The 12,992-nt window shown below is 49.8% G+C and carries 17 protein-coding genes and 1 riboswitch; of the genes, 15 read left to right on the top strand and 2 right to left on the bottom strand.

Annotation, left to right across the window (positions count from 1 at the left end):
* Positions 1-8 precede the first annotated feature (8 nt).
* The 11 genes from fliD to flgL all read left to right on the top strand — a co-directional run bounded on the left by fliD (position 9) and on the right by flgL (position 7,999).
* Positions 9-1,520 carry a flagellar filament capping protein FliD gene (fliD, locus tag AY633_RS13530; RefSeq protein ID WP_260804581.1) on the top strand — a complete coding sequence of 504 codons (1,512 nt, stop codon included), beginning with the start codon at positions 9-11 and terminating at the stop codon, positions 1,518-1,520.
* On the top strand, positions 1,520-1,900 hold the full coding sequence (locus AY633_RS13525) for a hypothetical protein (RefSeq protein WP_068488812.1): 381 nt from the start codon (positions 1,520-1,522) through the stop codon (positions 1,898-1,900). The genes fliD and AY633_RS13525 overlap by 1 nt, the downstream gene beginning before the upstream one ends.
* A 16-nt stretch (positions 1,901-1,916) precedes the next feature.
* Positions 1,917-2,291, top strand: a complete 375-nt coding sequence (fliS, locus tag AY633_RS13520; RefSeq protein ID WP_068488811.1) for a flagellar export chaperone FliS — start codon at positions 1,917-1,919, stop codon at positions 2,289-2,291.
* A 268-nt stretch (positions 2,292-2,559) separates the two neighbouring features.
* Positions 2,560-3,357 (top strand): flagellar motor stator protein MotA, encoded by a 798-nt coding sequence (motA, locus tag AY633_RS13515; protein ID WP_068488810.1) that lies wholly within the window; start codon positions 2,560-2,562, stop codon positions 3,355-3,357.
* A complete protein-coding gene (motB, locus tag AY633_RS13510; protein ID WP_082799247.1) occupies positions 3,347-4,114 on the top strand; it encodes a flagellar motor protein MotB in 768 nt (255 codons plus the stop codon). Before motA ends, motB begins: the two co-directional genes overlap by 11 nt.
* A 10-nt stretch (positions 4,115-4,124) precedes the next feature.
* Positions 4,125-4,541, top strand: coding sequence for a flagellar basal body-associated FliL family protein (locus AY633_RS13505; protein ID WP_260804580.1), 417 nt, complete (start codon positions 4,125-4,127; stop codon positions 4,539-4,541).
* Positions 4,542-4,651: 110 nt separating this feature from the next.
* Positions 4,652-5,062: a hypothetical protein gene (locus AY633_RS13500; RefSeq protein ID WP_068488808.1), complete on the top strand. Its 411-nt coding sequence runs from the start codon at positions 4,652-4,654 to the stop codon at positions 5,060-5,062.
* Positions 5,063-5,082: 20 nt separating this feature from the next.
* Entirely contained in the window at positions 5,083-5,355 is a 273-nt protein-coding gene (gene flgM, locus AY633_RS13495; RefSeq protein ID WP_068459826.1) for a flagellar biosynthesis anti-sigma factor FlgM, read from the top strand.
* A complete protein-coding gene (locus tag AY633_RS13490) occupies positions 5,352-5,873 on the top strand; it encodes a flagellar protein FlgN (RefSeq protein WP_260804579.1) in 522 nt (173 codons plus the stop codon). Before flgM ends, AY633_RS13490 begins: the two co-directional genes overlap by 4 nt.
* A gap of 27 nt (positions 5,874-5,900) precedes the next feature.
* Positions 5,901-7,094, top strand: coding sequence for a flagellar hook-associated protein FlgK (gene flgK, locus AY633_RS13485; RefSeq protein ID WP_068488806.1), 1,194 nt, complete (start codon positions 5,901-5,903; stop codon positions 7,092-7,094).
* Positions 7,095-7,117: 23 nt separating this feature from the next.
* Complete coding sequence (flgL, locus tag AY633_RS13480; protein ID WP_068488805.1) at positions 7,118-7,999, top strand: flagellar hook-associated protein FlgL; 882 nt, start codon at positions 7,118-7,120, stop codon at positions 7,997-7,999.
* 142 nt (positions 8,000-8,141) lie between these two features.
* Here the strand turns inward: flgL and AY633_RS13475 are convergent, their stop codons facing one another.
* Complete coding sequence (locus tag AY633_RS13475; protein WP_068488804.1) at positions 8,142-8,954, bottom strand: flagellar hook-basal body protein; 813 nt, start codon at positions 8,952-8,954, stop codon at positions 8,142-8,144.
* A gap of 15 nt (positions 8,955-8,969) precedes the next feature.
* Positions 8,970-9,773, bottom strand: a complete 804-nt coding sequence (locus AY633_RS13470; protein ID WP_068488803.1) for a flagellar hook-basal body protein — start codon at positions 9,771-9,773, stop codon at positions 8,970-8,972.
* Between the two features lie 215 nt (positions 9,774-9,988).
* Positions 9,989-10,075: riboswitch (cyclic di-GMP riboswitch) on the top strand.
* Positions 10,076-10,155: 80 nt separating this feature from the next.
* Between AY633_RS13470 and flgB the strand changes: the two genes are divergently transcribed.
* Genes flgB through fliF form a run of 4 tightly spaced genes read left to right on the top strand, consistent with a single transcriptional unit; the run spans position 10,156 to position 12,988 of the window.
* Positions 10,156-10,548, top strand: a complete 393-nt coding sequence (gene flgB / locus AY633_RS13465; protein ID WP_068488802.1) for a flagellar basal body rod protein FlgB — start codon at positions 10,156-10,158, stop codon at positions 10,546-10,548.
* A 5-nt stretch (positions 10,549-10,553) separates the two neighbouring features.
* Positions 10,554-11,003, top strand: coding sequence for a flagellar basal body rod protein FlgC (gene flgC, locus AY633_RS13460; protein ID WP_068488801.1), 450 nt, complete (start codon positions 10,554-10,556; stop codon positions 11,001-11,003).
* A gap of 25 nt (positions 11,004-11,028) precedes the next feature.
* Entirely contained in the window at positions 11,029-11,325 is a 297-nt protein-coding gene (fliE, locus tag AY633_RS13455) for a flagellar hook-basal body complex protein FliE (RefSeq protein ID WP_068488800.1), read from the top strand.
* 22 nt (positions 11,326-11,347) lie between these two features.
* Positions 11,348-12,988, top strand: a complete 1,641-nt coding sequence (fliF, locus tag AY633_RS13450; RefSeq protein WP_068488799.1) for a flagellar basal-body MS-ring/collar protein FliF — start codon at positions 11,348-11,350, stop codon at positions 12,986-12,988.
* Positions 12,989-12,992 lie beyond the last annotated feature (4 nt).

The following is a 12,992-nucleotide window of genomic DNA, read 5'->3' as shown; positions in this document are numbered from 1 at the left end:
AATGAGCTATGAGCGCAATGCGAATCGGCGGATTAGCTTCCGGGATGGACACCGACTCCATCGTCAAACAAATGATGCAAATACAGAAAATGCCGATGGATAAATTGGTTCAGCAAAAAACCTGGACCGAATGGCAGCAAGCAGCGGTACGTGAACAAAACTTGACGTTTTCGAACCTGCGTACAAGCGCGAGTAACCTACGCCTGCAATCGAGCTTCAATGCGTACGGTGCAGAAGCGACAGGGTCCGGCAGTGCGAAAGTGACACCGGGTGCTACAGCGATGAACGGGAAATACAATGTACAAGTCACTGCACTGGCGGCTCCTGCTAAATATACTTCGGCATCTGCGATTCAAAAAGTAACCGACGGAGCAGCGAAATCGACTGATGCCATCGGTGTTGCTGGGAAAATCCTTGTGGACGTTGGAGGGGAAACCGACGTTGAGGTAGATATTACAGCAGACATGACGTATAAAGCGGTCGCAGATTTATTGCAGTCGAAAACAGCAGGTAGCGTGCCTGCCCTACGAGCCAATTTTGATAACACTACTTCACGGTTTTTCATTTCTTCGAAAGAATTAGGCCAGGCGCAAAACTTTAGCTTATCTTTCAAGACCGCTGATGGGACTGCAGATAATCCAGATCTCAGCAAGCAAATTACCGGGACGACTAACTTGTCTGTTGCGACTACCAATGGAGCAAACGGTTCTATCATTATTGATGGCGTTGAAGTGAACGGGCTGACTAGCAATAAAACAACGGTTAACGGATTGACGATTGAAATGCTCAAAGTTGATACGGACGGCAGTTCATCTGCTATTACCGTTAAATCAGATCCAGAAAAACCAGTGCAGATGATCAAAGACTTTGTAGAATCGTATAACAAAGCGATCGAAGACTTGCAAAAGCAACTGGTCGAAAAACGCTACTCGGATTTCCAACCGCTCTCCGATGAGCAAAAAGAAGAAATGAGCGACAAAGAAATCGAATTATGGGAAGAAAAAGCGCGTAGTGGTTTACTGCGCAATGATCCCATCATGAAATCTGCGCTGCAAGATTTGCGTCGCGCGTTCATGGATAGCGTCGGGGGCGCTGGCGCCGGAAACCTCACTATGCTGTCGCAAATCGGTATTAATACAGGCAATTACCAAGAAGGCGGCAAGCTCTTCATCGACGAAGATAAATTAAAAGCCGCGCTTACTGAAAAACCAGAAGAAGTGATGAACTTGTTTACGGTCCGCAGTGCAGCTGGCGACGGAATTGGCGCGCGCGTGTACGACACACTCAATAACGTGGTCAAAAAGTTAAGCGCACAAGCCGGCAGTCCGGCGAGTTCGGTGGACAATAGCACGATGAGCCAAAAACTGCGCCGCATGGAAACGGAAATTACGCGCTGGCAGGACCGTTTGACGAGCATCGAAGACCGCTACTGGAGCCAGTTCACGGCGATGGAAAAAGCGCTCAGCAAGATGAACTCGCAAAGCGCTTGGATGCAGCAGAATATGTTCGGAGGCATGTAATGGATACGAGAACCGACGGGCTCACCGATTTTTTAACGAAAACACAAGACATTTACGCACAAGCACAATCGATTGATTCAGATATGGACAAAAACGAAGCCGGGCAACTCGAACGGCTTCAAGACTTATTCGACAGCCGCCAGGAGACGATCGAAGCGCTCTCGGCAGCAGGCACAGATGATTGGTCAGATGACGAAAAAGCGATTATCGATGACATTCAACAACTCGAAATTCAGCTGCAGCCGCTCCTAAAGCGCGTGCACGAACAATTTACCGTCCAGATGGCCCGACTCGGCCAGGCGCGCAAAGTCTCCGGCCAGTACGCCGGCGCTTACCGCCAACCGACGAGCGGCGGCTCATTTATCGACCAGCGCAAATAAGAAAGGGGAACTGACATTGGCTACAATCAACCCATACCAGACCTACCAGCAAAACTCCGTCATGACTGCATCACCTGAGGAATTGACATTGATGCTGTATAACGGCTGCTTGAAATTCACCAAACTCGCAAAAAAAGCGATGCAGGATAAACAGTTCGAAGAAAAAAATAAAAACTTGCTGAAGGCACAAGCGATCATCCAGGAACTGCGCAGCACCTTAAACCCCGACATCGCATTGTCGAAAGAACTCGAACAACTCTATGAATACCAAAACAACGCACTCATGGAAGCGAACATGAAAAATGACGAAGCCGCACTCGACGCCGTACTCGCAGACGTAACCGAACTGCGCAATACCTGGAAGCAAGCCATGGCACTAGCAAAACAATAAGGGATAGGTTGGATTGAATAACTGAACGCTGACGAAAACGCTCACTAGCAATAACTTTTGCTGAGTTTAACGATCAAAGAGATGGAGCAAAACAGCGCAGACTCCTGGGGGAGCAGCGAAGTGCTGAAATCCATTCGGGCGCTAAGCCCGAATTAGTTCAGCGCAAGCCCCCCGGAAAGCCAGCTGTTTTGCGGAATATCGCAAACAATGTAATCTCCCGGCACATTATTCAACTCAACAAATATCCAAAGTGAAATGAGGTATGGACGTGGATAAGACATCTTGGTTAGGCATCATCTTAGGCGTACTTGTGCTCGTCGGCGGTATGGCCCTAAAAGGCTCCAGTCCGGCCGCACTATATAATCCAGCCGCATTGGTCATCATTTTCATGGGCACGCTTGCCTGTATCTTGATCGCCTTTCCGATGGACGAAGTGAAACGCATCCCCGGACTATTCAAAGTCCTCTTCGGGGAACAAAAAACATTATCAATCAAAGAAATGATCCCGATGTTCACGGGATGGGCGATGGTTGCCCGTAAAGAAGGCTTGCTCGCACTAGAAGAGCGTGCCGAAGAAGTGGAAGACCCATTTTTGCAGCGCGGCTTGAAAATGGTCGTCGATGGCCAATCGCTCGAGCACATTCGTGACTTGATGGAAGAAGACATCGCGGCAATGGAAGACCGCCACGAACTCGGCGCGAAAATTTTCACGCAAGCCGGTACATATGCGCCGACGCTCGGCGTACTCGGAGCGGTTATCGGGCTCGTCGCCGCACTCGGCCATTTGGATGATGTGGCATTGCTCGGAAAATCGATTTCTGCGGCATTCATTGCCACGCTGTTCGGGATTTTCACCGGATATGTCCTGTGGCACCCGTTCGCCAATAAATTAAAGCGCAAATCTGAAAAGGAAGCGCGCGTGAAGCAAATCATGCTTGAAGGCTTGCTTGCGGTTCAAGAAGGCTTGCCTGCACGAACCGTAGAAGAAAAACTCTTGACGTATCTGCCGGCCAAGGACCGTGTACTAGAAGACGAAACTAAGAGTGGTGTTGAAGTTGAAGCGTAAAAAAAAGCATGAAGAACATGTCGACGAATCCTGGCTCATCCCGTATGCCGATATTCTAACGCTATTATTGGCCTTGTTTATCGTCTTGTTTGCGGCGAGCAATGTCGACGCCAAGAAATTCAAGGCCATTTCCGAATCGTTCAATGTGGAACTGCAGGGAGGCACCGGCCTGCTTGACCAGTCCGCACCGGTAGAACTCGAGACCGATACGTCGCCTTTTGCGATCATTCCGGAAGAAGGCGTAACCGAGAAGATGATGGAAGAAGTGGAAGCGGTACGCGACCGACAGGAACTGGGAGAATTCCAGGAGAAAATCGAGTCGTATATTGATGAAAAAGGCTTGTCGCCAAAACTGCAAACCGAATTGACCGATAAAGGCTTGATGCTGACGATCAATGAAGGCGTGTTGTATGAATCGGGAAGCGCCGATATCGATGAACAGGCGCGCACCATTGCGAGCGAATTATCGGATTTGCTCGTCAGCGACCCGCCGCGCATGATTTATATTGAAGGCCATACCGACAATGTACCGGCAGCGGGCGGCGAGTTTACATCAAACTGGGAACTCAGTTCGGCGCGCGCCATCAATTTCATGAAGATTTTGCTGGAAAACGGCGACTTGGACCCGAGAAAATTCAGCGCGACCGGCTATAGCGAATACCAGCCGATCGCCACGAACGATACAAAAGACGGACGCGCGCAAAACCGACGCGTCGAAGTGCTGATATCTCCTTATCAGACTGAAACCGAAGAGTAAGAGGTGGATGATGAAAAAAGTAGTAATGGTGTTAGTAATTGCAGCCTTGCTTGGAGCAGGCGGAGCCTTTTATTTCCTCCAAATGGATAAAGAAGTGGACGCCGATGCGCCGCTCACTGCCGATGAAATGGTGGAACTGAGCATCGACACGGAAGAAATTACGACCAATCTCGCCACGCCGGCGTCTTATGCGGTCGTGCAGTTCAATATTTTATTAGGCGATAAAAAAGTAAAAGAAGAAATGGAAAAACGCCACGCGGAAGTGCGTGCGGCGGCTATTGCGACTGTGGCGGGCATGGAAAAAGAACAACTCGTCGGAACAGAGGGCATCACTTTATTGCAAGATGAGATGGTGGCGCAGCTTGAAAGCCTGGTTGGCGAAGGCAAAGTTGAACGCGTTCTCGTCACACAATTCAAAGTGCAATAATATTTTTTAAAGAAACGCTAAACATTTTTCAAAAACAGCCGATACTAGTAGTATAGATAGTAATTCGAAGAGCCCTGGACAACATAGAACTGACTGATAGAAGAAACTAGGTGATCTATTTGACAACCCCGAAACTGGACAATTGCCCCAGCTGCGGAACGCTGTTTTTGCGTGATCAAATCGCTTGCTGCTTGAAATGCCACCAGGAAAACGAAAAGGCATTCAAAAGAGTTTACCTGTTTTTACAAGAACACGAGCACCGCAATGCGTCGCTTGAAGACGTTCATTTGTTCACGGGCGTCTCGGTCCATAAGATTTCCGAATTCCTTCGGGAAGGCCGGATTTTGACGGGCGACTACCCGAATCTCGGTTATCCGTGCTCTCATTGCAAAACGTTGATTCACCGGCATATGCTGTGCGAGGATTGCCGCCTGGATTTCCTCCGGAGCGCTAATGAGATACTGGCGGATGATGACGAGTGGGCAAACAGCACACAAGCACGCTGGAAAATGAAGAAATAACTTTAAGAGGTGGTGAAGGAATGAATATTGATAAAACGAATAGTTCTTCCTTTATTCAATCTTACCAAAAGCAAATGCAGGTGACGCCGGCCCAAAAAGCGCGCCCGCTTCAACAAGAAGACCAATTGCAGATCTCAAGTGAGGCGAAGGCGATGTTCGAGAAGAATACGGAAGCGGATATCGCCCGTCAAGAAAAAATACAGCTGCTCAAAGCACAGGTGGCTTCCGGTGAATACCAAGTCGATTCTGATAAGGTAGCCGAAAAAATCCATCAGTACTGGTTCGATAAATGACAGTTGAGCGGGTCGGAAAAGAGGGAACTCCGGTGTTGAAAATGATGACCGCCACACTTGATGAGCTGATCGTAATACAGCAGCAATTGATCCGCTATGCGGAGCGCAAGCAAACGGTGCTGATCGAACATAAAATCGACGAACTGACCGAATTGGTCAAAGAAGAAACACGGCTCATCCGCAGGCTCGGGCAGCTCGAAGACGAACGTGAACGCTTAGTGACGGAAGTGCTGGAAGAACACCCGGGACTCAGCTTCAGCGAGTTTACCGAGCAGGTGCCGGACGAAGCGGCGAGGCGTGCATTGCAGGAACAATTGACGACTTTAAAGCAATTGCTTTTGGAGTTGCAAGCGAAGAACCGCCAAAACGAGAAACTGGTACAAGATTCCGTGGATTTTATCCAAGGCATGATTGGCCATATTACAACACCCGTAAAACAGCCATATAATTACCCGCCGAAATCCGGCGCAGCACCTAAACAGTCAACCAATCGGGGCTTTTTCGATACGAAAGCATAAAGCCCTTCAGGGAAAGCAGGGGATCACGTGTCAACTTTTCACACTTTGGAAACCGGCCGCCGCGGCTTATCCGCCGGCCAGGCGAGCCTTTCGACCACAGGCCATAATATCGCAAACGCCAATACGAAAGGCTATTCGCGCCAACAAGTGAACACGAGTTCCGCTGCTTCTTTGGAAGTTTGGACGAGCCAAGGCAAAGGACAGCTGGGCACCGGTGTTTCGGTCGATTCGGTCATGCGCGTGCGCGACCGCTTTCTCGACCAGCAATACCGCGGGCACACAGCAGAACTGGCCGAGTGGCAAACGAAAAGTGAAGCGCTCGGAAATGTGGAAACGATTCTCGGCGAGCCGGGAGAAAATGGATTGAACGCGTCGATGGGCCGTTTATGGAGCGCTTGGCAAGACTTGGAAAGCGACCCGTCGAACGCGGCGGTCCAAGCGGTCGTCAAAGAACGGGCGCAAGCTTTTGCGGACGTGGCAAAAACGATTGACCGCTCGATGGGCGACTTGAAAGTGGAATTGACGGATCGCACGGCAGCGGCACAGACAGAAGCGCAAACATTGATTTCACGCATTGAAGAACTGAACAAACACATTTCCCAGAACGGGGCGCAGGCGAACGATTTGCGCGATGCACGCGATGCGGCGGTCGATGAACTGTCGCAGCTGATGGACATCAAAGTGACGGAAAAAGCGGACGGCAGCTATGCGCTTGCCTTGGCTTCGAACAACCAGCCGGTAAAATCCGGAGAACCGGTTGAACTTCAAGCAGCAGGCGGCAAGCTCGGTGGTCTCGGACAATCGTTGACGACGGTCGAAAACTATCAGCAAAAAATCAACACGGCAGTGACGGAATTCGCTCAAGCGAATGGCAATGTTTTTGAAACGACTTCACCAGCAGGCGAGTTGAGCGTTGCAACAGATGCCCCACTCGAATTGCCAAAAGGATTAGATGAAGACGTGAAAAACGTGCAAGCCGATTTTCGTGCCATCGTCAGCGGCCTCGGGGCGGAAGGGCAGACCGCCGGCTACGCAGTTTCAGCACAAGAGCAATTGATCGTCTCGACAGACAACCGCCGCCAAGCGGTTACGGGCGTTTCGCTGGATGAAGAAATGTCGAACTTGGTGAAATTCCAACACGCTTATAATGCCGCAGCCCGCTTAGTATCAACGACCGATGAAATGCTCGACACGATCATCAACCGGATGGCTGCACGCTAAACCTAAAAACGGAGGACGGCCCAATGAGAGTAACCCAGCAAATGATGCACCAAAATTCCCTGCGCCATATGCAGCAAAATCTTGGGCGTTTTGAAAACACCAGTATGCAGGCATCTAGCGGCAAATTGCTGCATAAGCCGTCCGACAATCCGCAAGCGGTAGCGAAAGCGATGAGTTTGAACAGCGTCATGTCGGCAAACGAACAATACGAGCGCAATATCGGCGATGCCAATTTATGGCTCGATGAAAATGACCGCTCGATTCAAGCGATGGTTGACGTCACACAGCGCATCCGCGAACTCGGCGTGCAAGGCGGCAGCGGGACCCTGTCTCCGGAAGACCGCGAATTGATCTTCAAGGAAGTCGGAGTATTGAACGATCAATTGCGCGAATTCGCGAACGCCGAAGTCGACGGCCGGTATTTGTTCGGTGGCGGCGACGGCACAGTCAAGCCGTTTCCGGATGCCGATTCTTTTGAAGCGGCTCAACCGAACGGCTCGCTGAAGACAGCGAAGATCGGTGTCGGACTGCAGCTCGAAATCGGCATCTTGCCTCAAACACTTGTCGGCAGCGGGGACGATCCGACGAATATATTCCGGGCTGTTGGAAAACTCGCTGAAAATATACAAGCTGGCGAAACGGTTAATCTCGATGAAATCGATAAGGCCATGGAGCGCCTATTGACTTCGGCTGCTGAAAACGGCGCACGCCAAAACCGCGTCGAAGCGACCGAAAGCCGGCTGTTGGATGCCAAGCTATCCCTTGGAACAGCCTTATCTTCTATAGAAGATGTAGATTATGCTGAAATACTAATCAAATTGAAAAGTGAAGAAAGTGTTTACCAAGCAAGCCTGTCATCTTCGGCCAAGATCATGCAGACAAACTTGATGGACTTTCTCCGGTAAAACAGTTAATCAAAAGTGATTGGCTGTTTTTTTATTGCCGTTTTCTGCATTAGCCCATATGAAAAAAAGCCGCGCGCCAAGAGGAGTTTCTCTCGGTGCGCGGCTTTTTAATATTATCTTGCTAAAAAATAATTTGGCAATATTAGGATTTCATCGTATTCACGAGGCCCATCATATCGTCAGCGTAGGAAATGGCGCGTCCTTGTGATTGAAACAATCGCTGGGTGGCGATCAATTCGGTCATTTCGGCGGCCATGTCCACATTCGAGGTTTCTAAAAACCGGTGGGACATCGGCATGTCGATTAATTCCAACACGCCGGCAGCTGCTTGTTCGGCTTGTGTGCCAGGCAGGCGATAGCGGTTGTCGCCAGCTTTTTCAAGAAGGGCGGGGCGATTGATTTTTGCCGTGCCGAGCTGAAAGGTTTCCGGCGGCTGGTTGTCATAAGAAACGGTCACGAGCCCGTCGTTGCCAAGGGACATTTCGCTATAACCGGCGCCGATCGTAATCGGCAGGCCATCTGCACCGAGCACGGAATCGCCGGAAGCGGTGGTGAGTGCAAGCCGGTCACTTCCTGGAATCGCTTCGGCTTGGAAAGAACCGTTTCGTGTGTAATAGTCTTCTTCGCCATTGGCAATCCGGAAGTAAGCGTTTGGCGACTGGAGGGCGAAATCCAGTTCGCGGCCGGTTTCCTGCAAGGAGCCTTGCGAGTGGCGGGTAATGCCTTCGGATACCAAGGCACCGCCGCCGATCCGCAGTCCGTTCGGCGTGCTGCGGCCGATTTCGTTGGCAGTGCCCGCTTGCTTTGTCACGCTATACAGCAAAGCGTCGGAAAAATTGGCTTCTTGTTTTTTATAGCCGTGCGTGTTGACGTTGGCGACGTTATTGGCGATGGAATCGATTTTTTTCTGCAGTTCGCGCATCGTGCTGCTTGCTGTGTTCATTTGAATGTTCATGGACGCTGCTCCTTATCAGACCCGGCCGATTTCGTTGACCGCTTTTTCCATGCTGCGGTCATAGGCCTGGATTACTTTTTGATTGGATTCGAATCCGCGATAAGCGGTCATCATGTCGGTCATGGTGCGGGTCAAGTCAACATTGGACTGTTCGATAAAACCTTGCTGGGTGTATCGCTCACCATCAGCGGCGAGTGTCGGTGCATCATCAGGGTCGCCTTCCCAAGCGAGCAAGTTATGGCCTTGCTTGACGAGTTGGCCTGCATCTTCTGTCATACCGATCCACAAGTTCCCAGCAACGCTCCCGTCTTCACGGGTAATCGCGCCGCTATCGTCTGCGGAAAATTCACTACCGCCGACTTGCAGTGGCTGAAGATCGTCGCCGAGCACGCGCTGGCCAAAGCTGGTCGCAAGAAAACCTTCTGCGTCTACCGTGAATTGGCCATTGCGCGTATAGCGCACATCGCCGTCTGCCGTTTCGACGGCAAACAATAAATGGCCGCGCTCGCCGGTTTCCGGATCTGCTGCTAATTTTTCATCAAGCAAAGCGAAGTCCGTGGCATTGCCGGTTTCCCGGATAGGGCCTTGAAGAAACGAAGGGATCGCTTCTTGCAAATAAACACCGGTGGAAAGGTGGCCGATTGGTGCTGGCTGGTTGGCATTTTGCGCTTTGATCAATTGATCTGGAAATGATCGGACTGCCGAATCGTCCGTTTTAAAGCCGGGAGTGCTGGCATTCGCCAAATTATTGGTTAAGACTTGCTGGTATCTGTTTTGCGACATCATCCCTGAAGTCGCCGTATACAATCCACGGAACATATTACCTAGTCACCCTTCCTTTTCTAGTCTAAAGAACTATTAGCCTAATTTGGTATTTTCATTTTAACAGAAAACTGCAGATTAAATGGAAAAAATAGTAGAATTTTTTTACAAAATAAAATAGCCAAAATAAATAAAGCATGATACTATACCGGAGTAATAGTCGTTCAAAATGATTCTAAAAGACGAGTTTACAGAAAAATATACCCATATCATGACGAAAATAGCAAACTTATACGAAAGTTGAGGACGCAAAGCTACGGATCTAACTGTCCCAGACACAGGACCGCCGGGCTGCCGAAAGATGGTAGATTTGACTCAAATCCGCCTGTTTTTCAGTGGATTTTTTATTTGGGCAAATTCATAAACAGGGGGTTACGCGATGAATTTATTTCCATCCAGCATTCAAAGAATGGAGCAGGCTTTGTCGACAGCGACATTAAAACAGCGTGTCCATGCCGATAATATCGCCAATGTCGATACGGCCAATTACAAAAGCAAGCAAGTGAACTTTCAGCAAGTGATGGAACAGGCAAGCGCTTCAAGAGTGAAGAGTTACCGCACTGATGCACGCCATCTGGAATTCCAGAGCGGGCAAGGAGCTTCGCCGGTGACGGTCAATCACAATACGGTAATGACGCCTAATGGCAATAACGTAGATATGGATTTTGAAATGGCGGAACTGGCGAAAAACCAATTATGGTACAACGCCGTTACCGAGCGGATCAACGGCAAATTCAGTAGCCTGAGTTCGGTCATCAACGGAGGGAGATAAGGGGAATGTCTTTATTTAGCGGTCTGAATATTAGCGCAACGGGGCTTACGGCTAACCGCTTGCGGATGGATGTCGTTTCTTCAAATATCGCAAATGCCAATACGAACCGTGCCGAGTTAGTGGATGGGGAATGGGTGCCTTATCGTCGCAAAACAGTTGAGTTGTCGACGGCTGATGCTTCGCCTTTTGCCAAACAGTTGAGCTCTGCCATGGGGCAAAACGCGGGCGGCGGAGTTAAAGCGAGCGCGATTCGTGAAGACCAGACACCTTTTCCAGTGACTTACAACCCGGAGCACCCGGATGCGGATGCTGAAGGGTATGTCCGGACATCGAACGTCGATCCCATTCAAGAAATGGTCGATTTGATGTCTGCCACCCGTTCGTATGAAGCGAACGTGACAGCGATGAACGCGTCGAAAAGCATGTTCATGAAAGCACTCGAAATCGGGAAATAACGAAGTTTAGTTTAGGAGGGGCAGCATGGAGAAAATTGGACAGCTGCAGACGCCGTTTCTGCAAAATCAATTCATGGAAAAATTACAGCCAGAATCGCAAGCGACAGGCTTCGGCGATGTCTTTAAAAATGCATTAAAAGAAGTGAGCAATGCGCAAAACGTATCCGATAAAAAGACCGATCAATTGCTGACGGGCGAAGTACAAGATGTCCACGAAGTGATGATCGCTTCGCAAAAAGCAAGTTTGTCCCTGCAGATGACGATGCAAGTGCGCAATAAAGTGGTAGAAGCGTATCAAGAAGTCATGAGAATGCAAGTATGAAAAAGACTAAGGTGTGCGGTCAATGAAAGAAAAGTTCGAAACGTATAAAACCAAAACAAAAGACTCCTGGGGCAGTTTATCGAAAGCGACCAAATGGCTAATGGCCGCGTCCTTTTTCATCACTTTACTTGCTCTAGGGCTTTTTGTTTTCTTCAATAGCCAATCGAATATGTCGCCGCTTTATGCCAATTTGGATCCGGCAGAAGCGGGCGAAATCAAAGCAGCCATCGAGAGCCAAGGCATCCCGGTCGAAGTGTCGACAGACGGGTCCACGATTTCCGTGCCGGATGAACAAGTCGCCGGGCTGAAAGTCAGCTTAGCGGCTGAAGGCTTGCCGAAAAACGGCAATGTCACGTACGGCATCTTCAGTGAAAACATGGGCCTCGGCATGACCGACCGCCATTTTGATGTCGTCGAACGCGATGCCATGCAAAATGAATTAGCGTATTTGGTCAAGCAAATTGCGGGTGTGACAGATGCCAACGTCATGATTACCTTGCCGAAAGAAAACGTCTGGTTGACCGATGAAGAGCAAGTGTCGACAGCCTCGATTGTCGTCAAAGGCGACGGCACCTTAAATCTAGACCAGAAGCAAATCAATGGCTTGTATCATTTGGTCAGCAAATCGGTGCCGAATTTACCGATGGAGCAAATCGTCATCATGGACCAAAACGGCCAAGTGTTTGAATTGCAGGATACCGGAGCACCGGATACCAATTTGACAATGTATCAGCAAAACCGCGAAATCCAGCAAGGCATCGAACAGGATATTCAGCGCGAATTGCAACAAATGCTTGGGTTATTGCTCGGGCAAGACAAAGTCGTCGTGTCCGTTATGGCGAATATTGATTTCACGAAAGAAAAACGCGAAGAGCAATTGGTGGAACCGGTCGATCTCGAAACCGGAGAAGGCATCGACATCAGCGTTGAGCGGATCGTCGAGACTTACGCAAGCGAAGGCCAAGCCTTGGCAGACGATGCCGGTACCGGAGAGACGGATATTGCCAACTATCCATCAGCGGATGGCAGCGGCACAAGTGAATCTGAACGTACCGAAGAGCGCATCAACCGCGAAGTCAATCGCATCAGCCGACAGATCGAAATGAGCCCTTATGTCATTGATGACATTACGATCAATGTCGGCGTCGAACCGCCCGTGCCGGATAATCCGGCAACATTAACCGAACAGAATATGACGGATATCCGTACCTTATTAGCAAATACTGTTAGCGCGTCGCTCAGCATGAACGAATTCCAGCCGACTCCAGCAGAACTCGATGACCGAATTTCGATCTTTGCGACGGAATTCCAAGGACGTCCCGAACTGGCGGAAGAAGAGCCGGTCGTGACCCTTTGGACAGGCATCCCGCTTCTATGGTATGTGGCAGCAGGTGTTGGCATCCTATTGTTGACGGGCATTATCTTATTCGTCGTGAAAAGACGCAAAAAGCAACAAGCAGAATTGGAAGCGGAACTGGAGATGGATTATTTCGAGCGAGCGGCAGCGAAAATGCAACCAGCAGCAAGCACGCAAGAAGGTGAAGTGGATTTGTCCGAGTTTAATAATCGAACGAATCCGAAACGCAAAACGATCGAGAAGCTTGCCAAGGGACGCCCGGACGACTTTACGAATTTACTGCGCTCGTGGATGGCGGATGATTAGGAGA

The organism is Planococcus maritimus (assembly GCF_001592825.1).
In the GTDB taxonomy this organism is placed as follows: domain Bacteria; phylum Bacillota; class Bacilli; order Bacillales_A; family Planococcaceae; genus Planococcus; species Planococcus maritimus_C.
This window is presented reverse-complemented; position numbering and strand designations above follow the sequence as displayed.